Annotated in this window: 18 protein-coding genes, 1 tRNA gene and 1 pseudogene; 4 read left to right on the forward strand and 16 right to left on the reverse strand. The window is 71.5% G+C overall.

The genetic code is table 11. The features are described 5' to 3' along the window. Window positions 1-11: 11 nt before the first annotated feature. From ACIBM5_RS00850 to ACIBM5_RS00885, 8 genes are all read right to left on the reverse strand, one after another. A complete protein-coding gene (locus tag ACIBM5_RS00850) occupies window positions 12-905 on the reverse strand; it encodes a 3-hydroxyacyl-CoA dehydrogenase family protein (RefSeq protein WP_396004730.1) in 894 nt (297 codons plus the stop codon). Between the two features lie 26 nt (window positions 906-931). Next, window positions 932-2,077, reverse strand: coding sequence for a Rieske 2Fe-2S domain-containing protein (locus tag ACIBM5_RS00855; RefSeq protein WP_396004731.1), 1,146 nt, complete (start codon window positions 2,075-2,077; stop codon window positions 932-934). 4 nt (window positions 2,078-2,081) lie between these two features. Continuing rightward, window positions 2,082-3,533: a cytochrome P450 gene (locus tag ACIBM5_RS00860; RefSeq protein ID WP_396004732.1), complete on the reverse strand. Its 1,452-nt coding sequence runs from the start codon at window positions 3,531-3,533 to the stop codon at window positions 2,082-2,084. An 8-nt stretch (window positions 3,534-3,541) separates the two neighbouring features. Beyond that, the gene (locus tag ACIBM5_RS00865; RefSeq protein ID WP_396004734.1) at window positions 3,542-4,555 is read right to left on the reverse strand and encodes a 3-oxoacyl-[acyl-carrier-protein] synthase III C-terminal domain-containing protein; all 1,014 of its coding nucleotides are present in this window, start codon (window positions 4,553-4,555) and stop codon (window positions 3,542-3,544) included. Window positions 4,556-4,572: 17 nt separating this feature from the next. After that, on the reverse strand, window positions 4,573-10,566 hold the full coding sequence (locus ACIBM5_RS00870; RefSeq protein WP_396004735.1) for an SDR family oxidoreductase: 5,994 nt from the start codon (window positions 10,564-10,566) through the stop codon (window positions 4,573-4,575). Continuing rightward, window positions 10,563-12,026, reverse strand: a complete 1,464-nt coding sequence (locus ACIBM5_RS00875) for an acyltransferase domain-containing protein (protein WP_396004736.1) — start codon at window positions 12,024-12,026, stop codon at window positions 10,563-10,565. The genes ACIBM5_RS00870 and ACIBM5_RS00875 overlap by 4 nt, the downstream gene beginning before the upstream one ends. Window positions 12,027-12,437: 411 nt before the next feature. Next, a complete protein-coding gene (locus ACIBM5_RS00880; protein WP_396004737.1) occupies window positions 12,438-14,399 on the reverse strand; it encodes an ATP-binding protein in 1,962 nt (653 codons plus the stop codon). A 592-nt stretch (window positions 14,400-14,991) separates the two neighbouring features. Beyond that, window positions 14,992-15,228 (reverse strand): DUF5988 family protein, encoded by a 237-nt coding sequence (locus tag ACIBM5_RS00885; protein WP_396004738.1) that lies wholly within the window; start codon window positions 15,226-15,228, stop codon window positions 14,992-14,994. 315 nt (window positions 15,229-15,543) lie between these two features. Here ACIBM5_RS00885 and ACIBM5_RS00890 point away from each other — a divergent pair, with 315 nt between their 5' ends. Beyond that, a complete protein-coding gene (locus ACIBM5_RS00890) occupies window positions 15,544-15,672 on the forward strand; it encodes a hypothetical protein (RefSeq protein WP_396004739.1) in 129 nt (42 codons plus the stop codon). Window positions 15,673-15,679: 7 nt separating this feature from the next. Here ACIBM5_RS00890 and ACIBM5_RS00895 read toward each other — a convergent pair whose 3' ends face one another. The 4 genes from ACIBM5_RS00895 to ACIBM5_RS00910 form a co-directional block, all read right to left on the reverse strand. After that, the gene (locus tag ACIBM5_RS00895) at window positions 15,680-16,012 is read right to left on the reverse strand and encodes a hypothetical protein (protein WP_396005118.1); all 333 of its coding nucleotides are present in this window, start codon (window positions 16,010-16,012) and stop codon (window positions 15,680-15,682) included. 120 nt (window positions 16,013-16,132) lie between these two features. Next, window positions 16,133-16,825, reverse strand: coding sequence for an alpha/beta fold hydrolase (locus ACIBM5_RS00900; RefSeq protein WP_396004741.1), 693 nt, complete (start codon window positions 16,823-16,825; stop codon window positions 16,133-16,135). Between the two features lie 124 nt (window positions 16,826-16,949). Beyond that, the gene (locus ACIBM5_RS00905) at window positions 16,950-19,766 is read right to left on the reverse strand and encodes an AAA family ATPase (RefSeq protein WP_396004742.1); all 2,817 of its coding nucleotides are present in this window, start codon (window positions 19,764-19,766) and stop codon (window positions 16,950-16,952) included. Window positions 19,767-19,956: 190 nt separating this feature from the next. Continuing rightward, on the reverse strand, window positions 19,957-20,142 hold the full coding sequence (locus ACIBM5_RS00910; protein WP_396004743.1) for a hypothetical protein: 186 nt from the start codon (window positions 20,140-20,142) through the stop codon (window positions 19,957-19,959). A 459-nt stretch (window positions 20,143-20,601) separates the two neighbouring features. Here ACIBM5_RS00910 and ACIBM5_RS00915 point away from each other — a divergent pair, with 459 nt between their 5' ends. Further along, window positions 20,602-21,351, forward strand: a complete 750-nt coding sequence (locus ACIBM5_RS00915; RefSeq protein WP_396004744.1) for a MerR family transcriptional regulator — start codon at window positions 20,602-20,604, stop codon at window positions 21,349-21,351. Continuing rightward, a complete protein-coding gene (locus ACIBM5_RS00920) occupies window positions 21,348-22,214 on the forward strand; it encodes a hypothetical protein (protein WP_396004745.1) in 867 nt (288 codons plus the stop codon). The genes ACIBM5_RS00915 and ACIBM5_RS00920 overlap by 4 nt, the downstream gene beginning before the upstream one ends. Window positions 22,215-22,358: 144 nt before the next feature. Here ACIBM5_RS00920 and ACIBM5_RS00925 read toward each other — a convergent pair whose 3' ends face one another. After that, window positions 22,359-22,763, reverse strand: a complete 405-nt coding sequence (locus ACIBM5_RS00925; RefSeq protein WP_396004746.1) for a nuclear transport factor 2 family protein — start codon at window positions 22,761-22,763, stop codon at window positions 22,359-22,361. 89 nt (window positions 22,764-22,852) lie between these two features. Then, the gene (locus ACIBM5_RS00930; RefSeq protein WP_396004747.1) at window positions 22,853-23,833 is read right to left on the reverse strand and encodes an aldo/keto reductase; all 981 of its coding nucleotides are present in this window, start codon (window positions 23,831-23,833) and stop codon (window positions 22,853-22,855) included. A gap of 207 nt (window positions 23,834-24,040) precedes the next feature. Between ACIBM5_RS00930 and ACIBM5_RS00935 the strand changes: the two genes are divergently transcribed. After that, window positions 24,041-24,925: a helix-turn-helix domain-containing protein gene (locus ACIBM5_RS00935; RefSeq protein WP_396004749.1), complete on the forward strand. Its 885-nt coding sequence runs from the start codon at window positions 24,041-24,043 to the stop codon at window positions 24,923-24,925. Window positions 24,926-25,357: 432 nt separating this feature from the next. Here ACIBM5_RS00935 and ACIBM5_RS00940 read toward each other — a convergent pair. Together ACIBM5_RS00940 and ACIBM5_RS00945 are read right to left on the reverse strand one after the other, a co-directional pair. Next, a pseudogene (locus ACIBM5_RS00940) lies at window positions 25,358-25,681 on the reverse strand (SDR family NAD(P)-dependent oxidoreductase); the annotation flags it as partial. Between the two features lie 429 nt (window positions 25,682-26,110). Continuing rightward, a tRNA-Pro gene (locus ACIBM5_RS00945) sits at window positions 26,111-26,184 on the reverse strand. Window positions 26,185-26,284 lie beyond the last annotated feature (100 nt).

The raw sequence follows: 26,284 nt of genomic DNA on the forward strand, positions 1-26,284 counted from the left end.
CGACGACACAGTCATGCCTGTTCTCCCTCGTATGCGTAGAAGCCGCGTCCGCTCTTGCGGCCCAGCCGACCGGCGCGCACCATCTCCAGCAGCAGGTCGCAGGGACGGCACCCCTCGTCGCCGGTCCGGTTGTGCAGCACCCACAACGAGTCGACCAGGTTGTCGAGGCCGATCAGGTCCGCCGTGCGCAGCGGGCCCGTCGGGTGGCCGAGGCACCCTTGCATCAACCGGTCGACCGACTCGACGCTCGCGGTGCCCGCCGCCACCACCCGAACCGCGTCGTTGATCATGGGGTGCAGGATGCGGCTGGTGACGAAGCCCGGTGCGTCGTCGACCACGATCGGCTCCCGACGCAGCACGGCGAGCAGGGCCCGCAGCGTGTCCATGGTGGCCTCGTCGGTGTGCGTGCCCCTGATCACCTCGACGGTGCGGATCAGGTGGGGCGGGTTCATGAAGTGGGTGCCGATCAACTCCGCCGGGCGCGCCGTCGCCCGGGCCAGCTCGTCGATCGGGATCGAGGACGTGTTCGAGATGATCGCGGTGCCCGGCGCGACCAGAGCGGACACCTGGGCGAGAACCTTCGCCTTGGCGTCGGCGTCCTCGGTGACCGCCTCGACCACCGCGACGGGACCGGGGTTGTCGGCCGTCGCGTCCTCGGCGAACGACACTCCGGTGACGAGAACACCGGTGCCGGGCTCCTCCGGCAACGCGTTCATCAGCCGCGCCATGCGCACCATCAAGTCGATGCGCGCGGGGGCTTCGTTCAGGCGGTGTCGGTCCGGGTCGATCAGCGACACCGCGATGCCGTGACCGATGGCCAGCGCGGCGATGCCCGTCCCCATCACTCCCGCTCCGAGGACGGTCAATCGTCGCCCGCCCTCGGGCGTACCGTTCTCCGCTGCCATGTCGTCTCTCTTTCGGTCCCGGCGAGTCACGGGGACACAAGACCGCCCGTGGGTTTCGCGTCCACCGCCTCGGATGGTGCGGCGACATCCTCGGAGTTCGCGGATTCCATGTGGACGCCTTCGACGCCGGCGTAGAACTGCTGCGCCCACAACCGGTATCGCCCGATCGGCCCGTCGCCCTTGGCGAGCTTGGGCTGTTCGACGTGTTCCTGGTGGTTCCACATCAGCAGGTCGGCGCCGGTGTCCAGGCTCGCCAGCCGCTGAATGAGGACGCTGCTCAGCCGGGCGACGGGCAGCGTGGCCGCGCGCCCGATCCGTTCGGGCAGACCCGGCACGGCGCCCAGTTCCAGCTTCGTGCCGAAGCGCAGGTGGATGCGCCCCGGGGTGGTCGGCGTCGCGTGGAGCATCACGTACAGGTTGCCCGCGCCCCGGGGCAGGACCGTGCGGGCGGCGATGGTGGCCAGGCCGATCACGGTGAGCGTGTACGACTGGCGAAAGCCGCGCATGACGGTGCCGCGCGCGGTCGCGGTGACCGTGGCGATCGGTTCTCCGGGCATCGGTCTGCCGTCGATGTCGACATCCTCGAGGCCGTGCAGCGCGGGCAGGTGGCCCCAGTCGAAGGCGTTCTCGATGACGTCCTGCGGATGGCCGGCGATGTCGAACGTATCGTGGCTGTAGGGCTGCCCGTCGTCCATGGGCAGCGCCGGGACCCGCCACTGCGGGGGCAGGCCGAGGACGTGCCGCCACACGTAGATCGAGCCGTTGGTCTCGCACACCGGATACCGGGTCAGCGACGCCTTCGGCGGCGGCCCGCCGTATCCGGTGCGCACGCACGTGCCGGCAGGGTCGAACGCGAACCGGTGGAACGGGCAGACGATGTCCTCGCCCTCGATCGATCCGCCCACCCCCAGGTGTGCGCCCAGGTGCGGGCATCGCGGGCGCACGGCCCGCAGCACGCCGTCGGTGGTGCGATACAGCACGACCTCGGCACCCGCGAGCGCCCGGGTGGTGACGGTACCGGGGCGTACCTCGTCCGAGAAGGCGAGGCAGAACCAGCCGTTCGGATGCGGGCGGGTGGGCACGTGCAGGGTGTCGGCCGGGGCCGCCTCGAACGCGCCGACCCGGCGCGCCCGCAGCAGCCTTTTCACCAACGGCTTCACGTGAGACCTCATGGCATCACTCCTGATGGTCGAGTGGGCAACCGCCGCCCGGCTTCGTGGTGGACGGGGTGCACGCCGACCGCACCGCGGTCGTGGTGTCGGCGTCGCTCGTGCGGCGTTCGTCGAGGCGCAGGCGCAGCCCGCGCGAACTCAGGCTCGTCTCCACCTTGGGCCGGAAGGGTTCGTGGCCCACCGGAACCAACTGCCAGCGAGCGACGATGGCGGTCAGCGCGAGGAGGGCCTCGGTGAGGGCGAACTGGTCCCCGATGCACTTGCGGGGGCCGGCGCCGAATGGGATATAGGTCGCCCGGTCGGGCTGGGCGCCGAGCCAGCGGTCCGGGTCGAACCGGTTCGGCTCGGCGTACAGGTCGGAGCGGCGGTGCAGGAGGTAGGGGCTGAGCACGATCGTGCTGCCGCCCTTGAGCCGCACGCCGCCGAGTTCGGCGTCCTCGCGGAGGGTGCGGGTCATCATCCAGGCGGGCGGGTACAACCGCAGCGTCTCGGTCACCACCCGGCTCGCCAGGCCCAGCGAGGGCAGGTGGCCGGCGTCGAGTGTGCCGCCGTTGTCGGCCAGGACGTCGTCGGTCTCGGCCTGGAGGCGGCGCTGCACGTGCGGGTTCTCGGCGAGCAGGTGCAGCGCCCAGGCCAAGGTGATGGCCGTGGTCTCCATCCCGCCGAGGAAGAACGTCAGGGCCTCGTCGGCGAGCTCGGTGTCGCTGAGTTGTTTCTCGCCGCCTTCGCTCTCGTCGTCGACCGCACCGATCAGCGCGGAGAGCAGGTCGGCGTGGTCGGTCGGATCGGCGCGCCGCTCGGCGATGATCCCCTCGATGGTGGCCGAGAGCCGGTGTCGGGCCTCGTCGTACCGCCTTTTCTTCGGCGTCGGCAGCCCACGGAGCAGGGCCGGCGTCATCATCCGGCGGAAGAACGCGCTGACCACGGTGGAGGTGTCGGTCAGGGCCCGCTGCATGGTCTCCTCCGGCAGGGCGCCGCTGAACATCGTTTCCATGGTGGCCCGCGTCGTCAGCGTCATCATTTCCTGGGTGATGTCGACGACGTCTCCGTCGCGCCAGCCGGCCGCCTTCGCCTGGGCCGCGCGGGCGAACACGGCCGCGTATCCGGTCAGTCGGGTGGGGTGGAAGGACGGCTGGCACAGGCGGCGTTGGCGTCGGTGCAGGGGGTAGGCGCAGGTGGACAGGCCGTCACCGATGACCTCGCGGATGCGGTCGTAGATCGCGCCGCCCTTGTCGAAGACGCGGTCGTTGAGGAATACCTGTCGGGTCAGTGCCGGGTCGCAGATCATCACGGCGGAACTGGGGCCCAGCCGGACGCGGACCATCTCGCGGTAGCCGGACAGGGATGTGATGAACGCCAGCGGATCGCGCAGCAGCGGCAAGGCGTGACCCAGCAGGGGCAGGGCTCGCGGGGCCAGCGGGATCGACGCGACGGTGGCCGTATTCGTGTCCGGCATGGACGACCTCATTCCCTGTGTGTTCCGGCGGCCGGCGCCGCGGGGGTGGTGTCGCGGGTGACCTCGATCAGTGCGGTGGTCCAGCGGAAGCCCAGGCCGAAGCTCAGCACCAGGACGCGGTCGCCCGCCCGTGATGCGCCGGAGCGGAACAGGCGGTCGAGGCCGAGCAGGATGTCGCATGGGCCGGCGTGGCCGAGGTGTCGGCCGAAGGTCCAACTGGTGTCCTCGCAGCGCAGGTCGAGCGGGGACCCGGCGAGCACGAGGTCGAGCACGATCGATCCGATCGCGATGGCCACGACGTGCGTGACGTCCGCGGGCTTCGTGTCGGTCTCGTCGAGGACGGTCTCGACACACCGGCGGGTGGCGCGTTGCAGCGTGTCCATGTGCGGCATGAGCCCGCTGTCCTCGATGGGGAATGGCCGACCGCTTCCGTCGTGCTCCTTCCGCGCCCGCGTCAGCACCTCCAGGTGTGGCTCCACGACCTGGGCGGTCGCGGCCAGCCGGGCGAAGCCGGCGCCTCGGGTGAGTACGGCGGCGGCGCCGGTGTCGCCGGCCACGTAGCCCATGTTCCGGGCGCCGCCCCAGCGTTGCTCGGGGAATCGGGCGCCGGCGGTGACCAGGGCGGCCTTCGCGGCGGGGCGGGCGGTGAGGTGTTCGGCGGCGACGATCAGCGCGGCGGCCCCACCGTCGCTGGCGGCGCACAATTCGTAGCCGATGGTGTGCGGACCGCCGAGCACCCGCTGCATGTAGGTCGCGGGTGTGTAGTGGTCCTCGTCCTGGAAGTTGGCGTGTACGAGCAGGCTGAGATCGGCGGTGGCGACATCGGCATGGCGCAGCGCCTTGAGGCCGGCGCAGGCGGCCATCCGGGTCGGCGTGTGGTCGGTCGCGATGGCGGCCGAGGTGAATCCGTTGAGCGCGGCCTGCCGCGGCGCGGCCGTCGACGCCTCGCCCGGATCGGGTACCGGGACGATCGGCGGAATCCAGGCACCTGTGCCCGCGATCGTGATGTCCTGCCACAACATCGCTGCCTCCTCGGCTGTCACGAAACGATCGGTCGGCGGGCGTCGGCGAGGGGTCGGACGAGTTCGCCGGGGTGGTCCGGGTCGTGCGCGCCGACCGAGGCGATCCGGGCGAGTGTGCGACCGTCGGCGGTGGCGGCGGTCAGGACGCCGGTGGCGAAGTCGCAGTACAGACGGATGGTCGGATGCTGCGCGCCGAGCCGGCAGTCGTTGCCCGGCCCGCCGAGGTCGACCTCGCCGAGGCCGGCCATCGGACCGACCCGGGGCGGGGGTTCGCCGATCGGTGGCAGCAACAGCAGGTGCACCATCGCGTCCAGCAGGATGGCGGGCACCATCGTGTCGCCCAGGGCCGGTGCCCAGGCGGCATGGTCGAACCCGAACGCGGCGCTGTTCCCGTCGGCCCCGCGGGCGTGGTCGCGGGTGCCGGCGAACGGGCCGGTGAGCGAGATCGGCGGGTCGAGGGTGTAGACGGGCATCGCGAAGTCGGGTTCGGGTCGGTGGGTCGAGGAGTCGGGGGGTGGGGCAAGCGTGGGATACCGCCGGGCCAGGCGCACGTTCGTTTCGCACAGAAGGTCGTTGAAGCGCAGGACTCGGCCGTTGCGGCCGATCCGGTGGGTCGTCATCCGGACGGCGACTTCGGCGCGATTCCGCTGCCGGCTGGTGACCCGGGCCTCGACCGCGACGGTGCGCCGCGGTCCGGTGAGTCCGACCGTGATCGAGGTGCGGCAGACGAGGTCGCGGAATCCGGTGACCACGAGATCGGGGCACAGGAGTGCGGCGGCGCCGGCGGCGGCCTCGAGGGTGAACGTGCCGGGCAGGGTGTACTCGCCGTTCACTCGGTGGTGGCGCATCCAGCGGCCGTCCTGTTCGGCCAGGGTGCGGGGATCCCAGGTCTTGGTCAGGACGATCCAGTTCGTGCCGCGGTGCAGGACGCCGTCGAGCAGGGGAGTGCGCAGGCCCGGATCCGGCGCGGCGGGCGGCGGTACGTCGGGAGTGGGCATGCGCAGGTCGTCGGGCGAGCCGTGCGCGGCGATCCCGCGTGTGTGCAGCAGGGTGCGTTCGTCCTCGCGGACGAAGAACGTCACCCCGCCGGCCGGTGGACGGGCGACGGCGGCCAGGAACTGGGTGGATCCGAGCGCGTTGTCGATATAGGCGTCCATGCGGTTGCGTTTGAGCGTTTCGCGCATCGTGATGCTGCTGGCCACGCCGGCTTCGAGCCAGCCGCTCCACAGGATCGCGAACTCGTGCCGGTCGGGCGGTGCGTGGCGACGAGCCCGGGCGCTCGCGTACGCGAGGTATTCGTTGGCGGTGCAGTAGTCGACGTCGCCGGGTGCGGGCGCGAGAGCCGCGAGGGTGCTGAAGTTGACCCAGATTCGGGGCGGGCGGCCGGCGAGGGCGCGTTTGAGGTTGCGGTAGCCGGTCGCCTTGGTGGCCCGTACAGCGCGGAAGTCGGCGAGGGTTTTGGCATGCAGCGCGCGTGAGCGCAGCTCCAGGACGGTGTTGACGAGCAGGTCGATGTGCCCGTGTCGGTCCAGGACTTCGCCGAGGACGGCGGTGGTGCGCTCGGCGTCGAGGACGTCGCATACCCGGTGGTGCACCCGGTCGGCGCCGCACAGGTCGGCCAGCCGGCGCACGGTGCGACCTACCTCCAGGCGCGCTTGGGCGCGCTCGTAGTCGGCGCGCAACTCGCCCACGGACGCGTCGGGGCGTTTGCGTCGTTCGGTGATGATGAACTCGGCCTGCGCCGGCAGCGTTTCGTCGGGTGCCGGTGGTGGGGTGCGGCCGACGACGTACACGTGGGGTCGGTCGACGGTGCGGGCCAGCGCGTGCATGATCTCGGGGGTGATGCCCCGGGCGCCGCCGAAGGCGACCACGACCGCGCCGGGCGGAAGTTGGGCCTGCGGTGCGGGAACCGGCGCGGCGTTGTCGTCGACGACCGCCATGGTGAGCCAGGTGCCCGCGCGGCAGGCCAGAGTGTGGGTGGGGACCTGGGCGCCGGCCGCTCGGGCCAGTAGGGCCAGGGCGGATGCCGCGTCCGGTGTGTCGGTGAGCAGGGCCGCGCCGCCGCACTGGCGGATCTCGGCTCGGACGGAGCGGACGAGACCGACGATCAGCGCGCTCGACGGGCTCGGCAGGTCGTCCGGTATCGCCCCGAGCAGCACGGCGGCAAGCGAACCGCCGTTGCGCAGGGCGGGCAGTACGGCCTGGACCGTGGTGAACGTGAGGTCTTGGAGGGCCTCCATCCGGGCGGTCTCGGCGTCGTCCGCGCCGTCGCCGTCGGGGGCGCCGTCGTCCTCGGGCAGTCGGGTCAGGATCCGGACGTGGCGGGGGACGAAGGCAAGGCCGGCCAGCGCGGTGGGCGCGTCCTCGGGCGGGACGTGGGTGGTGGCGCCGATGCCCGGTGTCGGGGCCCAGACGGCGACGTCCGAGCCGCCGGCCGCGGCGGCGAGGTCGGGGGAGTCGGTGATCACGACGGAGCCCGGGGGGATCGCGGCCATCGCCGCCTCCGCGGGGGGTGGGGTCGTCGGGACCAGGCGCACGGTTTGGCGGCGGCCGAGGTATTCCTCGGTGTGCTCCTGCCGGACGACCGGGTCGGGAGCGGTGCCCTCCTCCGACGCGATCCGGTCGGGTGCCGTGGGCGCCGACACCGTGTGGTCGGCCCGTTCGGCCCGAGACGGTTGCGGCTCGGTCGGTGGGGTGAACCGGATCGTCGGTGACCCCGGGGCGGCGGGCGCGACGACGGTCGAGGTTCCGGTGACGACCGCCTTCAGGATCGTGAGCAGGGCGTCGAGCGAGAGGTACGTGTGCCCGATGTCGGTCAGGACGGGCAGTGCGTGCGCGGGCACGGCGCCGGCGTCGTCACCGGCGAGCGAGGTGGACAGGGTGCCCAGGACCGGCAGGCCGTGCTCGCGCGCGGTGGAGCGCCGGACGATCGCCAGGACGGCGGCGCCCTCCGCGATGGATCGGCCCTGCGGCACCAGGCCGGCGAGATGGCGATCCCACCCGCTGATCGGGCGCAGGCAGACCGCGCCGACCAGGGCGAGATCGCAGGCTCGGTGCCGGAGTTGGCGCAGGGCCAGGTCGAGGCCGGTGTGCGCGGAGTCCCGGTGCGCGTAGACGCTGACGCCCATACCCCGGAAGTCGTAGTAGTTCGCCGCCCGGCCGGACAGAATGCAGGAGACCGCCCCGGTGAAGTCGTCCTCGTTGAGGTCGCCGGGGATCACCCCCGCGGCCTCCGCCATGCCCTTCGCGAGGTATTCCTTCAGCCGTTGCGCCTGCGCGCGGTCGGGCAAAATGTCGAACGCGGCGGCGCACTCGGCGGCGTGCACGCGCAGTGCGGCCCGGGTGTTGTGGGTGGTGGGCAGCGACGATCCGACGACGACCGCGGTTGTGGGTCGCAGGTGGTTGCCCGGCTCGCCGAGCCGGTCCAGCAGCGGGCCGAGGGCCTGGAGCGTCATCAGGTGCGCGGCGTCCATGTGCCGCATCGTCAGCGGTGGGATGCGTACCTGGCGTGGGGACGGCAGCGGATAGGGCAGCCCGAAGCCGGCGTCCGGGCGCGGGCCGCCGCCGGTGAGCCAGGTCGGCACATCCTCTGCGTCGAGACCGGGTAGGTGGGTGTTCCAGCCGACGACAACCAGGTCCTCCGTGCCGGCGACGTCCGCCCCGCCGCGCCGAGTGGTGGGCGCGGCCTGCGGCACACGGTCGGAGAGCACCACGTGTGCGTCGGCGCCGCCGAGGCCGAACGCCGACACTCCGACGACACGCGGCCGTGTGTGGTCCGTCGGCCAGGGGGCGTCCACGAGCGGTACGGTCAGCCGCGAGCCGTCGCCGAGCACCGGGTGCGGATCGGTGACCACACACTGCCCGGGGATCGCCTCGCGCTCGAACGCGACCAGCGCGTGGGCGACGGAGACCAGGCCCGCGAGGACCCCGGTGTGGCCGAAGATCTGTTTGTTCGACGTCACCAGACACGCCCGCCGCCGCGGCCCCAACCGAGAGAGCAGCGAGCGCAGTTCGATCTCGTCGCCCACCGGCGTCCCGGTGCCGTGGGCCACGATCCAGTCCACGTCGTCGGCCTCGACACCCGCGTCGGCCCAGGCCCGGGCGATCGCCGATTCCTGGCCGCGGGTGGCAGGGGCGTGAATGCCCTTGCCCCGCCCGTCGGCGGCCAGACCGCTGCCCCGGACCACGCCGAGCACCCGGTCGCCGTCCGCCACGGCCCGCCCGAACGGCTTCAGGACCAGCATTACCGCGCCCTCGCCGATCACGGTCCCGTCGGCCGCCTGGTCGAACGGGCGTACGTTGCCGCTCATCGAGATGCCCTGCGCCCGACAGAAGAGGGTGAACCCGATCGGCTCGATCACCGAGGTGCCACCGGCGAACGCCACGTCGCACGAGCCGTCGCGCAGTGCCTTGACCGCCGCGTCGAGGGCGAACAGGCCGCTCGCGCAGGCGGAGTCGAGGGTGAGGTGTTGGGCGTCGTCGGGGATCAGTCCGCGCAGCGCGTTGCGGGAGACGGACGCGGGCAGGTACGCCTGCGGGTTTCCGCCGTCGCCGGCGTAGTGCGCGTCGATCGCGTGGTCGGCCGACTCGGCCAACCAATCGCCTTCCCGGTCGGCCGGGATCGCCTCGCGGACCATGCGCCGGTACTCGTCGCCGAGTACCACGGCCTGGGAGCCGAGTCCGGTCTGGTCGTGGATGCCGGTGGTCGCGACGAACCAGCGGTCGGTCGGGCGCCGGCCCACTCCCGCCAGGGCTCGGACGGCGCAGTGGCGCAGCCAGCGGTTGGTGCGCGGCCACCCCGGGTGGTCGACGTTGCCGTGCGGTTCGGTGGTCGAGGCGGGGTCGGGTACGAAGTTCCGGACGTAGCCGGCCTCGCGTACGTAGAAGGCGTCGGTGTCCTCGCGGGTGGGTGCCCAGAAGTGCTTCAGGTCGAAAGCGGACGGCTCGCTGCGGATCGGGGTGCCCTCACGCAGCCGATCCCAGAAGTCGTCGGTGGAGTTCGCACCGGGCAGGACCAGACCGAGGCCGACCACGGCGATCGCTTCGGGGTCGAACCGCGGCGTCGGATCGGGCGTCGGGGATGGCGTCGTGTCGGGCCCCGGGCGCGCCGCCTGTGGTGGTTCCGGGCCGGACTCGTCCGCCTCGGGCGGCGCGGTCCGCGCCGCCGCCGGCGGGATCGGTCGGCCGCGGACGGGGACGCCCACGCGGTCCGCCAGCTTGCTGTGCAGGCGGACGCCCTGCATGCCGCCGATGGCTATGCCACCGTCGGCGACGATGGTCTGTCCGGTGATGAAGCCGGAGTTCGGGTGGAGGAGGTGGACGATCAACGTGGCGGCCTCCGGTGTCGAGAGGGCACGGCTCATCAGTTCGCTCGTCGTGGCCGGGTCGCCCAGGGCCGCCGGGGGATTGTCCAGGTTGTCGACGAACTCACTGTCCACGGTGCCCAGTTGCAAGGTGTTCACCCGGATGCCCTGGGGGAGGAGTTCGAGGGCCAGGTAGCGGACCAGCGATTCCAGGGCGGCCTTGGTGACCCCGCCGGGGCCGTATCCCGGGATCGGCAGGTGGGCGCCGACGCTGGACAGGCACAGGATGTTCGTGTTGTCCCGGCCGGCCATCAACTCGGCCGCCCGGCGCGAACAATGGTAGGCCGCCATCACGTTGGTCGACCACGCCCGTTGCCAGTAGGTGTCGTCGATGTCGAGCAGGGGGAGGAACGCGCCGCCGGCGGCGTTGTTGATCAGGATGTCCAGGCCGCCGTGCCGCTCGGCCACCAGATCGAACATGCGGTCGATCTCGCCGGTCTTGGCCACCGAGGCGCGAATGAACTCGCAACTGTGGCCCGCCTGCTCGAGCTCGGCTTCGAGCAGCTTCGCCTGCTCGACCGAGTGGAAGTAGTTGACGATCACGTGGGCGCCGTCGCCCGCCAGCCGGCGGACGATGTCCGCGCCGAGGCTTCTCGCCGCGCCGGTGACCAGGGCGACCCTCCCGCGGAGGTGGTCGGTGTCGGTCATCGTGCGGCAACCTCCGCCCGGGCGCGCACCACGGTCTCCGCGATCCGGCGCAGGGTGGCGAGGGTCAGCAGCGAGGTGTCCGCCCGTAGATCGGGCAGGTCGAACCGATCGGACACCCGCCCGAGCAGTGCCACCTGCTTGAGCGACTCCACTCCCAACTCGGACTCCAGGCCGTCGTCCGCACCGAGCAGATCCGGCGGGTAACCCAGGAAGTCGCCGTAGAGCACCCGCAATTCGTCCAAGACCGCGTCGTAGTCGAGCCCGCCGGGCGCCGAGGCGGCCGGCGGGGCGACGGCCGGCGCGGCAGCGGGGACCACCGGCGCCGCAATCGTGGGCGCCGGGTCGGCGGCCGGGTTCGCGTACGTCACGGGAGGCGTCGGCGCGGAAACAACGGCGGACCGCGTCGGGGGCAGGGCGGGGAGGGTAACCGTCGCGGCGGTCGCGGGTGCGCTCGCGTGAGCGGCGCGACCGCCGGCGGAAGCTGCGGACGCGGGCACCCGCTCGCGGAACAGCCCACCCCGCGACGGATCGGCGGCCAACACCCGTACCGCCTCGAACGGATCGCCCTCGCTCAGCGGAACCACACACCGCACACCCGGGACGGACGCCTCGACGAACTTGGTGACGACCGGCCATTCGCCGCACTCCACGAAGGCGTCGGCACCACCCGCGTGCAGGTCACGGATCGTCTGCAACATCCGCACCCGGGCGGTGAGCGCGCCCGCGACCAGGTCCACCGGGTCGTCGTCGCCGACGTCCCGGCCCAGCCACGGGGAGCACACCCGCCAACGCCCGGTGCCGTACGGTACCCGCGGCGCGCTCGCCCGCAGGTCGCGCGCGGCATGCACCATCGCGGGGGAGTGCGTCGGATGCGGGACATCCAGCCGCAGACTCGGCCACCCCAGGGTGTCCGCCACCCGTTCCACGAACTCGATCAACGGCTCCGGGCCGCTGAGCACACTCTGCCGAGGAGCGTTCTCGCAGGCCAGCACCAGGTGGGGATGGTCGAGCAACCCGGCGAGCGACTGCGCTCGGCGGCCGTCGACACCGACCGCGAGCATCTTGCCGCCCCAGCCCTGTCGGGTCAGCGCCTGGGAGCGAGCCACGGCCAGGCGCGCGGCGTCCTCCACGGCCAGGTGTCCGGCGGCCGCCAGGGCCCACAGTTCCCCGATGCTCTGCCCGACGATCGCGATCGGCCGGACCCCCTCGGCGACCAGCATGTGGTGGGTCGCGAGGCTGACCGCGTAGATCTCCAGATACTGCACCTCGGGACCGCGGCGGTCACTTGTCCCGTTGTCCTCGATCAGCCGGGGACTGATCTCGGGCAATCCCATTTCCCGGGCCGCCTTGTCGATGCGGGACAAGGATTCGCGTACGGTCTCGTAGCGGTGGTGGAAGTCGCTCAGGATGCCCGCGCGCGGGGCAGGCACCGTACCGGGCATGACGAAGACAGAGTCCATCACGTGCGTCACCCTCATTCCGTCCCACCGGCCGGCGATGTCTCGTCGGCGGCCGGAGTCCTGAAACGCCACGTCGGTGCGACGACGTCGACGGCACGAGCACGTTCGTCGTGCGATACCCGGGCGGCAGGGCCGCCGAAATGCGAGCGGATACGCGGTGCCGTTGTCCCGAACGTTCTGTCGCCACCAGGAATGGGTTGCCATGCCCACGCCGAAAATCAGTCTCGGATTCGACGTGGGAAGGTGGCCAGACCATTCTCTGCTCATCCACTGCTCGGTTCTGCTCACTGCGGGCCGGCCCGACTCGACCGCCACGGCGGCGGGTCGGGCGGATGGACCCGGCCGAGGAGACCGGTGCCACCGCCCGGGACGGCGATGCCACGGCATCCGCGAGCCGCGCCCGCATCGAGGTCACGGCCGGGCGACGACCGACGCGGCGGGGGACACGCTCCGCATTACCTGGTGCCAGAGGAGTTCGCTGACGTACCGGATGCCGAGGGTGAGGTGTCTGCGGTAGGTGCTGAACGGCAACTCCACCCGTCTGGCGGCGGCCTCCTGTGTCGGTGCGCCGTCCACGAACGTCACGGTCAGGGCCCGGTGCGCCTTCACACTCCGGGGGTCGCCGCCGAGGGTGTCGATCGCCCGCTCGAGTGCGTCCCGGAGGGAGCTGCCCGCGTCGGCGAACAACCCGCTGCGCGACAGAGGGTTGCGGGCCAGGGCATCGGGTCGATGCCAGCACCGCAGCGCCTCGCGAACGGCCTCGTCGAACTCGGGCCGCGCCATGACGGCCGTCTTGTGCGCGCAGGCGGCCGACTCCGCCATCGGGCGCAGGTTCCGGGGAGGCCCGGTGTGGTCGAGGGTGCACTCCAGCGGCTCGGCCCGCCAGTCGTGTCCGAAGATCCGGTATGTCCGGCGGCCGACGACCACATCGGTTCCGGTCGGGTGGAAGGGGCCATGAGCGGTGGCCGATCTCCGCAGGTCGGGGTCGGCCGAGATGATGAACGACCAGACCGCTCCCCTGACGAGCAGCACTTCCGCCGCGATCCGCAGCACCATCGAGTCCATGACGGGTGAAGCCCAGGAGTGAGGCTCCGACGAGACCATGAATCGTGCGATCCCCACGTGCTCCCCCGGCCGTAGCGCGCCCACCGCGTGGACGTGGCTCCACACCGCCGCCACGACCGGATCCGCGCGCAACTCCTTCTCGTCCGGGTCCCGGAGCGTCAACCAGGTCGAGAATCCGACCATTTCCCCCGTGTCCGAGCGCCGGTACACCCGAAACGCCTCCGGCTGCCGGGCCAACCAGAGCCGTGCGATCGTGGCGGAACGGGCCCCTTCCGCCCGCTCCGCCATCCGTGCGACCGCCGTGTGGTCCTTTGATCGCGGTTCCTCTTCGTGGACCTCGCTTCGGTTCCCCCACGTGACGAGGTCGCCCAGGAAACCGCCGCTCCGGTACAGATACATGATCGGAGCGACGGCGCCGATCCGATCCGCGCCGCGTGCCTCGACGGCACGCTTCAGCAGGTGATCGCGGATCCGGCCGTGCATGGCGGCGTAGCGCTGTGGATCACGCCAGCGCAGATCCGCGTCCACGGCGCCTCGCACGACATCGTGCGGGGCCACGCCCTCCGGCCCCGCCTTCACGGACGGCAGCCGACGAAGCCAGGCGAACAGAGCCGCGGCGTCGTCCTCGCCCGGCAGCGCGGCCCTGAGTAGTTCCTCCGTCGTGGCCCGAGCGTGGCAGCAGACTTCCAGGGCATGCCGATGAGCCGCGGACGGCAGATCGCCGACCAGGTGCTCCACCAGCTTGGAGTACACCTCCTGCGCCGGGAGTTCGCCTGCGGACGGCGCGGCCTGGAGGGCGACCTCGGCGACGAGGGCGAGCGCCAGCGGATGCCCGCCGGCGAACGCCGGCAACGGTTCGTACGGCACGCCACGCGACGCCAACAGCGCTGCGGCATCCTCGCGCGACAGGTCCTCGAGCCGCACCACGCGCACCACTTCGGCCCAGCCCGGGTCGGTCTCCCATACCGGCGCGGGGGCCCGGCGCCCGGCGAAGACGGTCAGCGCTCCGACCGGCAAACGGGGCAGGAAGTGGTCCCGCAGCCAGCCCTCCAGGACCTGACAGCGCTCGAAGTCGTCGACCAGCAGCACCGCGTTGTCGCGAGTGAACATCTCCGCGGCGGCGAGCTCGAACGCTGCCGGCGACGAGCCGACGCGCCCGCTGATCTCGATCACGGTCCGCCCGGCCGAGCGTGCGTCCACGGCGAACTGCCGTAACAGGGACGACTTGCCGACACCCGCGAGCCCATGGAGCAACAGCACGGACAACGAGCCCGCTTCACCGGCGAGCGCGCGTCGAAACAACGCCAACTCCCTCGTCCTTCCGATGAAGGCGCGGTTACGGGCGGCTTCGAGATGTTGGGCGAGACTGGGGAACGGGTGGCCGTCGATGGGTGGCGTGCGTGGCAATGGGGGGCTCCCGTGGCTGAGGGGCATCGCGCAGATCGGATCCGCCGCGACGCGGCAAGACGCACTGCGGGCCCGGGATGCTCTGGATTTTCGTGATACCGGAAGGGCGGACGTGGCCGGCCGGCGCCGACGAGTAGCCCGCATCAAAGGCGGGCCCGACGATTCCCCTCACAACTCACGGTACCTCTGCTATCGCAGACGGTCACCGGCTCACGATCGCACCCGGGCGCGCACGCCGGGCTCGCACGTGCGGCTCGCGTCGCCCGAACCGATCGATGCGGGAGGCGACTTGATCGTGGGAGCGCGGTCGCCGTAGCGGGCGCGGGGCAGACCGCCGGGCACCTCCCCGGCATCTCGTGTACGCACGTCATCGAGGAGGCGGAGTCGGGGCACCGGCCGGCCGTCTCGCGCCGAAGCACCGGCTCACGCGGTCGGTGTGGACCATCATGAACCGGCGCTCCGACGGTGCGGCGAACAGCCGATTGCTCAACCGTTATTCGGCGATCCTCGTGGAATAGCTCCACCGGAAGAGTGGCAGGCTCACGCCGTCCAGGTCCAACACGCCGCCGGTGTACTCGTAGTGTTCACGACCGTTTCGGAATTCTATGGATACCTTGGCCGGTATATCGGGTCCCGCCACCACGAGTATCGACGGCATCTCGGGAAACCCGCCTGTCAGAGCCACCCGTAGCTCGTTGTCCGGATGCGCCGGAACGGCGCCAGTGTTCATGGTCCACCTCGCATCACGCGTCACCACGCAAGGGGCCTGTTCGGTCGCGGCCACTCCTGAAGTGCATTGCTGCGCAACGGGACCGACGACCGGAAGCCGATCGTTCTGCAAGGAAATCAACACCCAAGGCATCAAGCACAGGGCGCACGAACGCACAGCCGGCGCATATGCGGCCGCCGAGGAGCGCGACGACCATCGATTACTTCTTCCACCCGCTCTTCGTGAGCAAAAAGCCGGCGTATGCGTCGTGAGCGCCGGCGTACCGCGTGACATGAGCCACCGACGGCATCACCGCCACGCGGGGAAGCGGTCTTCGTGCCCGTCGTGGACGACACCGGTGAGGGCGAGGGCCGGCTCCTGTGGCTCGTCTCGGACGACGACGGCGCGGCCGACGAACTGCTCGTCCCGGACGTCCGTCGCGCGTCGGCCGTGTGCCAAGCTTGATCCACGTTCATTGCGGAAGCCCGCGTTTCGCGACGGGTCGGCCGCGCCGCTCGTGCGGTCCCGGAAATGAGCCCGAACCCCACCCGATGTCTGCGTGCGGCAGCAGGTTGATGCCCACGCCCACCGCCTCGATCGTCCGCGCCACCTCGCTCACCCTCGGCCGAAACCCGGTGGCGTGCAGGCTCAGCGCACAGGTGGGCCTGGGTGTCGACGGCGTGCCGTGTCCGGGGCGGTCGGACGCCGACGCGGCGGGGGTCAGGGTGCCGACGGCGACGACGCTCGTCAGCGCGACCGCGGCTGCGGCCGCGGCGTAAGTCCTGCTCCGGCGCGGTGACTTCATGGGGTACTCCTTGCGATCCGGGGTGTCGGGGCTTGCCCACGAGGGCAAGACGTGTCGGTGCCCGCCGGACCGGCCGTCACGGACGGGTACGGCGGGCACCGGAGGTGCGCGTGCGTCGGATCAGGCGTCGGCCGCCCGCCTGATCAGATCGGCGACGGCGGCCGGCTGCGACACGTAGATCGCGTGGCTGCCCGCCACCTCGACCGTCGTCGCCCCGATGCGCTCGGCCATGGCCTGCTGCGCCGGCGGCGGGATCATCCGGTCCTCGGAGGCGACCAGGTACCAGGACGGCTTCGTGCGCCAGGCCGGCGTGGCCACGGCGCCGGCAAGGGCCTCGACGCCCCACGGCACCTGCGAGTCGGCCAGGAACCGGGCTTGAGCGAGCGGCAGGTCGCCGGCGAAGGACTCGGGGAACTTCTCCCGGTCCAGGAGCAGGAAGCCGTCCACCGGCGGCAGGATCGGCGGCACCGGCGCGCCGGGCGGCGGGTCGGCGATCAGCGTGTTCACCGACTCGCTCTTGTCCGGCGCGAAGGCGGCGATGTACACCAGCGCCGTGACCTTGTCGTGGTTGCCGGCCTCGGTGATCACCGCGCCGCCGTACGAGTGGCCGACCAGGGTGACCGGTCCCGGCTGCGCGTCGATCACCCGCCGGGTGACGAGCACGTCGTCGTCCAGGGACAACGTGGGGTTCTGCACGACGGCCACGGTGTAGCCGTCGTCGACCAGGGCCTCGTACACCCCCTGCCAGCCGGCGCCGTCCACGAAGCCGCCGTGGACGAGGACGACGTTGCCGCGCGATGCGTTGTCGCTCATCGTTTCGTTCCTCCCGAGTCCCGCGGAGCCGATGACGCCGTTGCCCCGGCCCGCAACGCCGACACTAGAAACGTGAACAGCCCCGCCTCTTGCGTCATTTGACGCAATTCGAGGCCGCGCTTCGTCACTGCCGGGCGCCGTCGAGGGCGTCGCGCAGGCCGGCCCGGGAGGTGATGCCCAGCTTGGGGAAGGCCCGGTACAGGTGGGAGGAGACCGTTCGCGGGGACAGGAACAGGCGCTCGCCGATCTGCTTGTTGCTCAGGCCGGTCGCCGCCAGGCTCGCGATCCGGTGTTCCTGAGGGGTGAGTGCGCCGATCCGCGGGACGTGGTCGTCGCAGGCGCGTAGCTCCTCGCGGGCGCGCCGTGCCCAGGGCGCCGCGCCGAGCCGTTCGAAGCCCTCGACGGCCGCGGCCAGTTGCGAGCGGGCCGGGATGGGTGCCCCGCCGGCCCGCAGCCGTTCGCCGTAGTACAGCCGGATGCGGGCGTGGTCGAACGGCCACCGTTGGGTGTCCTCGTCGGCCAGGGCCTCGCCGAAGCGGCGCAGGGCCTCGGCGTCGTTGCGCGCCGCCATGGCGCCGCACGCGCCCAGGACGAAGCGCAGGCGCGGCGAGACCGTGTCGAGCCCCGCCTCGCGAGCCGCCGCGACGTGGTCGCGTGCCTTGTCGTGCCTGCCGGTTCGCGCCGCCGCCTCGACCGTGTCCAGGATCGCCCACAGCGCGTGTCCGACGAACGGGGCGAGTGTCCCGGCGGGCGAGATCCGGCACGCGTGGTGGTAAGCCGACTCGAAGTCGCCCCGGGACAGGGCGAGTAGCGTCTTCACGTGCGCGGCGTAGCAGGAGACGGCGCGTGCTCTGCGGGAGCCGCCCCACTGGTCCATTCCCTCGGCGAGCGAGCGGGCGGTCGCGAAGTCGCCGCAGGCCGCGGACACACACGCCAGGACGAACTTTCCGGTCCAGGACCGCAGCGGATAGTGGAACTCCTCACACAGCGCCAGCCCGTTGCCGACCACGTCGCGCAGTTCGGCCCACCGGCCGGTGAACCAGGCATGGCTGCCCCACAGGAACGACGCCTGGATGGCCGGGAAATGGTTCTCGCCGCCGCTTCCGCCCCGCGCCGTGCGCAACAGCGGTTCGGCCATGGCGCCGAGGCGGTCGACGTACGCACCCGCGGTGCCGATGCGGACGATGCGGACCGGGTCGGAGGTGTCGGCCAGAGCCGCGACGGCGGCGTCGAGCCGATCCCAGTCGGACGGGCGGGCGTGGGCCGGGTCGGCGAACGTGGCCCGCAACAATCGCAGGGTGTCCGGGACCGAGGTGCACTTGGCCAATGCCGCGTCGTAGTCCGCCCACAGGCCGGCCCTGGCGCCATAGACGCACACGATGAGCAGCGTGGACAGGGCTTCGAGCAGGGTGGGGTCGCTCAGGTCGTAGGGCTCGGGTTGGAGTGCGATGGCGCCGGACAGGAGGCGGTGCGCGGTGTCGACGTCACCATGGCTGTTGAGGAGGTACATCGTGGCGGCCACCGTGGCGGCCGGCGAGTCGGAGTCGGGGTGGATCCGGCGGGCGTGCTCCAGCAGACGAGGCACCTCGCGCAGATCGCCGGTGATGTTCGCCCCGACGTACGCGGCCTTGGCCAGCAACCGGGCCTGCTCGGCCGCCGCCGGGCTCAGGTCGGCGGCGCGCACCAGCGCCGCCACCGCGCTCGGCCCGTCACCGCGCCGGGCGCCGGTCTCCGCGGTCTCCTCCAACAGCGCGGCGATCTGCCCGTCGGGCTCCTCCGCCGCCTGCGCCAGGTGCCACACCCGCTGCTCGGGCACCCCCGCCCACGCCTCGGCCAGCGCACGGTGCACACCACGCCGCTGGTCGCTGGTGGACAGGTCCACCACCGCCGAGCGAATGAGGGAGTGCCGGAACCCGAGACGGCCCGTCGTGTCGTCGACGTGGACGAGGCCGACCCGCTCGGCGGGGGCGAGGTGTTTGAGATCGCACCGCCCGGCCACGGCCCGGCGCACCACCAGCAGGTTGCCGCTGCCCTCCAGGGCCGCGACGAGCAGCAGATGCCGGGTGGCCGCCGGCAACATCGTGATCCGGGAGGCGAAGGCCGCCTGGAGCCGCCGGCTGAGCGGGATGCGTCGCGGCAGAGCCCGGCCGGCGCTGCGTTGGGAGTCGGTGAGCGCGGCCGGGAGTTCGAGCAGCGCGAGCGGGTTGCCCTCGGCGTCCGCCATCAGCCGCCGGCGCACTCTCGCGGCGAGCGAGGGAAAGCGGCGGACGAGGAGTTCCTCCGACGCGGCCTCGGAGAGCGGGCCCAACTCGTGCAACGGGAGGCCGCCGTGGGCGAAGAAGCTCTCGTCACCGACCCGGACCGCGCACACCATGCCGGCCCGGGCCACCCCCGCCAACGCACGCGCCACATGCGCGAACACCACGGCACTTGCCGGGTCCAGCCACTGCGCGTCGTCCAGCACGAGCACGGTGGGCCGCTCACGGGACAGATCCGTGAACAGCGACACCACGGCCGCCGCGACCGCCTCCTGTCGCCCGGACACGGCCGCGTGTCCCAGATCCGCCACCGCGGCCAGGACGGGCATGGCGCCGGCCCGGGACCGCACGTCGGCAACGGAGGTCAACAGTTGCCGCAGCGCCCCGTATCCCGTCTGGGCCCGGTACTGAACACCCACGGTGTGCAGCACCCGAATCCCGGCGGCCTCGGCCTCCCGGGCGAACACGCCCAGCAGCGCCGTCTTTCCCACCCCCGGATCCCCGAGCAGTACCAACGCCCCGCCACGGTCGCCGACTTCGACGACGAACGCGCCGAGCCGCGCCAGGTCTGCCGCGCGGCCGACCAGTGTCCCGTCGTCGATGGTGGGCGCGTGGCCGCCGCCCGAGGCGCCGAAGAGGTCGTGGACCCCGGTTCCGGTCTCCGCGCCGGTGCGGTCGTCCATGCCGACACCTCCTGGTCCGTTGCGTTCGGCGCCGCGCCGACGAGCACACCCGACCGGCACGCGCTGCGGCGGTTCGCCGGGGACGGTGCGGATCGCGGATGCCGCCTGCGGTACCGCTGACATCGACAAGATGCCTGCTCCGGGCACGAGTTCGACGCCGCCCAGGTGATGTGGATCACGTGGCGGTCGGTCATTGCACGTCCTGCGGTCGCTCGCGGTGGCCGGGCACGAAGTCGGCCACGGCGGAGGCGAAGGCAAGGGCGTGGGAGTGGACCAGGCGGACCGGGCCGGTAGCGGACACGTGGTATCGGTGAATGGTGCCATCCACGTCAAGGGTGTGCGTGCCCGGGGAGAGCGGATGCGGGGCTTCGGTCACGGAACGACTCCTGCGTGGGGACGGGTATCGCGGGATGTCGTCAGCGTAGGAGGCGGTCGCACCGGGTCGCTTCGGTCAGACGACCGATGAAGGTCCGTCGAGCCGTCGACCGGCACGTTTCGGAACAGGCGGCCCCGGTCGGTGCGTCACACCACACGCCGTATCGACCGGGCTCGTGGCGGTCCTCCGCATCGATCATCACCCTCCCCGCGACGTGCGGCGGCCTCGCACCGCATGCCATATGTCCCGAACTGCCAAGATAGCAACGGCTGATCGGCCCGACAGGAGCTTCGGGTGGGCCTTCCGGCACGATGTCCTCCCGGGCCTCGGATCCGTGGGGTTCGGAGGGCGGCCCCCCGAGATCCACGATGTCCTCCCGGGCCTCGGATCCGTGGGGTTCGGAGGGCGGCCCCCTGAGATGCTTGACCTTGTCGCAACGTCAGGGTTTCTACTGGACGCATGCGAATCGGCGAGATCGCCGCCCTCGTGGGGGTCACTCCTCGGGCCGTGCGGCACTACCACCATCTCGGACTGCTGCCCGAGCCCGTACGGCGAGGCAACGGATACCGCGAGTACGGCATCCGGGACGCCGTGCTCCTCGCCCGGATCCGGCGGCTGAGCGAACTCGGGCTCGGCCTCGACGAGGTGCGGGACGTCCTCGCGGACGACGAGGGCCGCGAACTGGTGGAGGTACTGCGGGAGTTGGACGAAGACCTCGGCCGGCAGGAAGCGGTCGTCCGGGAGCGGCGTGCGCGGCTCGCCGTACTGCTGGAGGAGGCGCGGGCCGGCCGGTTGACCGCCGAGGGGCCGCTGTCACCGGAGCTGACCACGCTGTTGGCGGGTCTCGGCGAGGTGCCGGCCTCCCCGATGGCAGTGAAGGACCGGGAGGTTCTGGCCCTCCTGGACACCGTGATCCCCGAGGAGGACCGGGTGCGGCTGATGCAGGCGCTGCGCGGCATGGAGGCGCACGCGGGCGAGGTGTACGGCCTGCTGGACGACCTCGCCGAGGCGGAACCGGACGACCCGCGCGTGGCCGGCGCCGCGGCCGTACTCGCGGAACTTCTGCCCGACGACGTTGCGATGCAATACCCCGACACCGCCGGCCGCGGTCTGGCGGAAGCCGTCTTCGCGGACATGGCACCGGCCCAATCGGCAGCGATCCGCCGCGCGATCGAACTGGTGCGGGAACGACGTGAGGGACCATCGTGACGACCTCGGAGATCCGCACGCTCCGGCCCGAACCCGCCACCCCCGCACGGGGACGCGTTCTGCGGACACTGCGCGTCACCGTGTTGTCGGCCCAACTCGCTTCGCTCGCCTGCCTGCTCGGCGCCGTGCCGGTGCCCGGCGCCGCCCTGCTCGGCGGGGGACTGCTCCTGCCGGTGCTGCTCGGCTCCGAGGCCCTGGTCTGGCGGCGGCTGCGGCGACGCGGACTCTCCCGACGAGAAGCATTCGCACGACTCGTCCCCGAGCGCGCGCGGCGATGCGTGGTACACGAGGCGCGGATCATGGCGAGCCTGGCCCGGTGGGCCGTACGCCGTCCGTACGGTGTCGACAGGGCCGACGCGGTCTTCCCGCACGCCCGTGACCAGGCCGCCCTGATCTTCGGCCTCGCGTTCGCCTGCGTGATCGAGACCCTCGCCATGTCGTACCTGCTCGCCGACCGGCCCGTCGTGCACTCCGTGTTCCTCGTCGTCGACATCTACACCGTCCTGTTCCTCTTCGGCCTGCACGCCGCCGCCGTCACCCGCCCGCACGTGCTCGCCGACGGTGTCCTGCGCGTGCGCCGGGCGGCCCACGTCGACATTCGTGTACCGCTCGACCGGATCGCCTCCATCCGCCGTGAGACGCGGTTCACCCATGACCGGAAGGACGGCGAGCTGAACCTGACCGTCGGCGCGCAGACCTCGCTCACCCTCGACCTGACCGAACCGGTCGACGCACCGCAGTTCTTCGGCGCACCCCGCCTCGTACGGGTGATCCGCCTGCACGCGGACGACCCCAAGGCCCTCCACGACGCCGTCATACGAGCACGAACCGCATCCGCCCGGGGTACGGCCGCGTCGGGGTGAGCACCAGACCCGGCGGGGCGCCCGGGCGCTCCGGAACCGCCACCGACCCCACGCGACGGCGCCGCCGGCCGGGGAACGACCACTGCGCGGTCGACGGCGAGGGCCGGATGCGCCAAACCACCTATGCGCCAAACCACCTATGCGCTAAACCACCTTGGGCTTGTCGACCAAGGTGCCGGCATCGTGGTAAAAGAGCCGGTTCTCAACGATCTTGCCGTCTTTGACGGTGAATTGCTCGATGAACCGGGTCGGCTCTCCGGTCGCGATGTCGGTGATGCCGACGCACGCCGCGACGCGGTCGCCGTCGGCGATGGTGTAGTGCACCGTGATCGAGGAGATGTCGAGGTAGTCGGGCAGGACCTGAGCGAGGGCGAGGAATTCGTCCTTGCCGTGGTACGCCTTCCCGAAAGGCAGGAACATCGGTTCGATGACCGCGATGTCGTCGGACAGGTGGGAGAGGACTCCCTCGATGTCGCCCTTGTTCGCCGCGGCGAACATGGCTTCGACGACCGCGCGGTTGCGCTCGGTCGGTGACGTGGCTGCGGACATGACGTGCCTCCTGAGGGCGAGGGCTCTCGGGCGTCGAGAACCTCGGTGAATGTCGTGTTCGGGTTGCGGTTGTCCGCGTCGGTGCCGGTTCAGCGGTCGATCGTGGACTCGTTGAAGTCGTCGTGCCGGGCGCCGGTCGCCGGCGTGAGGGCGTCGAGCCGCCGCAACCGACCGGCGGTCAGGACGACGCCGTCGGCGGCGGTGTTCTCCTCGACGCGCGCGACGCGCCGGCTTCCGGGGATCGGGGCGATGTCCCCGCCCTGGGCCACCAGCCAAGCCAAAGCGATCTGGGCCGGGGTCGCACCGACCTCGCCCGCGATGGCCCGTACCTCCTCCACGAGCCGCAGATTCTGCCGGAAGGCCTCGCCGACGAAGCGCGGATTGGTCTTGCGCCAGTCCCCCTCGGGGATCTCCTCCGGCGTGCGGATCCCGCCGGTGAGGAACCCGTGCCCGAGCGGCGCGTAGGGGACCAGGCCGATACCCAGCTCGCGCAGCAGAGGCAACAGCTCGGTCTCGACGTCGCGGGTCCACAGGGAGTACTCGGTCTGCAACGCGGAAATCGGGTGAACGGCGTGGGCGCGGCGGATCGTGTCCGGTGAGGCCTCGGACAGGCCGATGTGCAGGACCTTGCCCTCGGCGACCAGCTCGGCCACGGTGCCGATGGTCTCCTCGATGGGGGTGTTCCGGTCGACCCGGTGCTGGTAGTAGAGGTCGATCCGATCGGTGCGCAGGCGCTTCAGAGAGCCCTCGACGGCGGTGCGGATGTTGGCCGGGCTGCTGTCGAACATGGCGGTCGCGTCGCCGCCGTGCGACAGAATGCCGAACTTCGTGGCGATGACGGCCCGGTCGCGCCGGCCTTCCAGCGCCTGCCCGACGATCTCCTCGCTGTGGAACGGGCCGTAGCTTTCCGCAGTGTCGATGTGGGTGACGCCGAGGTCGAGCGCGCGATGGACGGCGCGGACGGATTCGGCGTCGTCCAGGCCGCCGCCGGAGATGTAGGTGCCGGCCATGGTCATGGTGCCCAGGCCGATCCGGGAAACCCGCAGGCTCCCGAGCATCGCGTTCCGCATCGAAGGACTCTTTTCTCGTGGAGGGGGAGTGGCGCAGGAAGGTGCGTCAGGGGTAAGCGGCGAGGACGGGCATCCGTGCTGTCCGGGCGTTTCCCGATCCCCGCCGACGACCAGCCAACATCGGTTCACCACATCCCGACAGGCACGGCTGAAAGGGGTACTCGCAGGGACCCCTTCCGGCGCGTGGGCCGGGCCTACCCTCGATCCATGGACGAACAGGAGGCCGCCCGGTCCGCGGTCCGCGAGTTCCTGACCACCCGCCGTGCCCGGGTCACCCCCACCGACGCCGGCCTTCCTCCGCAGGGCACCCGCCGTCGGGTGAAGGGCCTGCGCAGGGAGGAGGTCGCGCTGCTCGCCGGGGTCAGCCCGGAGTACTACGTGCGGCTCGAACGCGGCCAGGCGACCGGGCCCTCCGCCGGCGTCGTCGACGCCGTCGCCGGCGTCCTGCGCCTGGACAAGGACGAACGCGCCCACCTCGACCGGCTGCTCGCCGCCCTGACCCCCGCGGCCCGCAAACGGCGCCGCCGTGTGGGGAAGGACCTGGTCACCCCGGGGATCCGGCTGCTGCTCGACTCGATGGACCACCTACCCGCGATGGTCTTCAACGGTCGGTTCGACATCCTCGCGGCCAACACACTGGGGCGCGCACTCCTCGCACCGATGTACGACCTGCACGAACAGCCGAACTGCGCCCGCTTCCTGTTCCTCGAAGAGCCCAGGGCCCGGGACCTGTTCCCCGAGTGGGACCGGATCACAGCCGACACGGTGGCGATGCTGCGCATCGAGGCCGGCCGCCATCCCGACGACCCCGACCTGACCGCCATGATCGGGCAACTCGCCACCCGCAGCCCGCAATTTCGGACGCGCTGGGCAAGCAACGACGTGCGAATCCACCGCGCCGGCACAAAAACCTTCCGACACCCACTCATCGGCGAGATCACACTGCCCTACGAGACCCTGCACATCGACGCCGCCTCCAGCCGGATCCTCACCGTCCACACACCCCAACCAGGCACCCCCGAAGCCGACGCGATCCGCCTCCTGGCCAGTTGGAACGCCGACAACCAACGGCACATCAACCCGACAACATGAACATGCGCCGCGCTTGGGGACGCGGGCCTCGCCTCGGCCGAGGCGACAGGCGCGAACGCTTCGCGTTGACGAATGTTGCCGGTGCCGGCGAACGTGCCCGCGACCAGTCGGCCGCCGTCGCGGTGGGCGAGCATGGCGGCGTGGAACTCGCCGTAGGCGGGCAGCCGTTCGGCATGCACGGCGGACGGCCCCGCCCACTCGGTGGCGTATCCGGCGGGTTCGACCAGGGTGACCCTGATACCGAAGTCCGCGACCTCCATGGCGAGGCTCGCGGTTAATCCCTCCAAAGCGAACTTCGAGGCGTGGTAGACGCCGAGGCCCGGCAGCGAGAAGGCCCCCCGATCGACGAGACCTGGACGTTGTGTCCGCCGCCTGCGCCCGCGGATGCGGCAGCGCCGCCCGGGTGACCCACAGCGGACCGAACAGATTCACCTCGATCTGCGCCCGGGCCAGTTCCTCGCCGATCTCCTCGACCATGCCGAACAGGCCGTCGCCGGCGTTGTTGACCACGACGTAGAGGCGCCCGAAGCGGTCGACGGCCTGTCGTACCGCGGCGTCGACGGCCGCGCGGTCGGTGACGTCCAGCCGGATCGGCAGCAGGTTGTCGCCATGGATCTCGACCAGCTCATCGAACGCGTCGAGGGTCCGGCTCGTCGCCGCGACCCGATCGCCCCGCTCCAGCGCGGCCTCGGTCCACTGCCGGTCGAAGCCCTTGGACGCGCCGGTGACGAACCACGTCTTCGCATTCATGTTCATGTCGTGCTCTTGTGTTCTGCGGTGTCGGTAGGCCGGCGTGGAGAGATCGACGTGCTCGATGACCGCCGGGCGCCTTCGTAAGAGGTGTAGTCGGGCAGGACGAAGCCGTTCGAGATGCGGATCCGGTCGCGCAGCAGCAGACCGCCAAGCGGCAGCCGTTCCTGGAGGGCAGGCACGCCGCGCCGGAACGCGATTCCGGCCGGGGTACGCGGCGTCACGGTTATTCCGTTGCCCTGCCCGAACCGCTGGATACGAGTGATCCACGGCCGCAGCCGTGCCTCAGATTCGCCCCGTGGTCCAGACCGGCGCCGTGGCGATGGACGACATCTTCGGGGTCACTCGGGAGCCGTAGTCACGCAGTTAGACACGCAGAACGAGTCAGGGCCGGTATCTCGCGAGAGATACCGACCCTGACCTGCGTAAACACCGTCGGGACGACAGGATTTGAACCTGCGACCCCTTGACCCCCAGTCAAGTGCGCTACCAAGCTGCGCCACGTCCCGGTGTTCGGCTGGCCGAACACGGAAACCATATCGCACTTCGGGGGGTGGTCCGCCACGTGGTTGTTCGGTGGTGTCGGGCGTGGGGAGGGGGGTGGGTCCG

It is taken from the genome of Embleya sp. NPDC050493 (genome assembly GCF_044458105.1).
Taxonomy (GTDB): domain Bacteria; phylum Actinomycetota; class Actinomycetes; order Streptomycetales; family Streptomycetaceae; genus Embleya.

Bases quoted from the DNA above. Each gene is read 5' to 3' on its own strand.
- ACIBM5_RS00850 (WP_396004730.1), bottom strand. From the start codon at position 905: ATGGCAGCGGAGAACGGTACGCCCGAGGGCGGGCGACGATTGACCGTC.
- ACIBM5_RS00855 (WP_396004731.1), bottom strand. From the start codon at position 2,077: ATGAGGTCTCACGTGAAGCCGTTGGTGAAAAGGCTGCTGCGGGCGCGC.
- ACIBM5_RS00860 (WP_396004732.1), bottom strand. From the start codon at position 3,533: ATGCCGGACACGAATACGGCCACCGTCGCGTCGATCCCGCTGGCCCCG.
- ACIBM5_RS00865 (WP_396004734.1), bottom strand. From the start codon at position 4,555: ATGTTGTGGCAGGACATCACGATCGCGGGCACAGGTGCCTGGATTCCG.
- ACIBM5_RS00870 (WP_396004735.1), bottom strand. From the start codon at position 10,566: ATGACCGACACCGACCACCTCCGCGGGAGGGTCGCCCTGGTCACCGGC.
- ACIBM5_RS00875 (WP_396004736.1), bottom strand. From the start codon at position 12,026: ATGGACTCTGTCTTCGTCATGCCCGGTACGGTGCCTGCCCCGCGCGCG.
- ACIBM5_RS00885 (WP_396004738.1), bottom strand. From the start codon at position 15,228: ATGAACACTGGCGCCGTTCCGGCGCATCCGGACAACGAGCTACGGGTG.
- ACIBM5_RS00895 (WP_396005118.1), bottom strand. From the start codon at position 16,012: ATGAAGTCACCGCGCCGGAGCAGGACTTACGCCGCGGCCGCAGCCGCG.
- ACIBM5_RS00900 (WP_396004741.1), bottom strand. From the start codon at position 16,825: ATGAGCGACAACGCATCGCGCGGCAACGTCGTCCTCGTCCACGGCGGC.
- ACIBM5_RS00905 (WP_396004742.1), bottom strand. From the start codon at position 19,766: ATGGACGACCGCACCGGCGCGGAGACCGGAACCGGGGTCCACGACCTC.
- ACIBM5_RS00915 (WP_396004744.1), top strand. From the start codon at position 20,602: ATGCGAATCGGCGAGATCGCCGCCCTCGTGGGGGTCACTCCTCGGGCC.
- ACIBM5_RS00925 (WP_396004746.1), bottom strand. From the start codon at position 22,763: ATGTCCGCAGCCACGTCACCGACCGAGCGCAACCGCGCGGTCGTCGAA.
- ACIBM5_RS00930 (WP_396004747.1), bottom strand. From the start codon at position 23,833: ATGCGGAACGCGATGCTCGGGAGCCTGCGGGTTTCCCGGATCGGCCTG.
- ACIBM5_RS00935 (WP_396004749.1), top strand. From the start codon at position 24,041: ATGGACGAACAGGAGGCCGCCCGGTCCGCGGTCCGCGAGTTCCTGACC.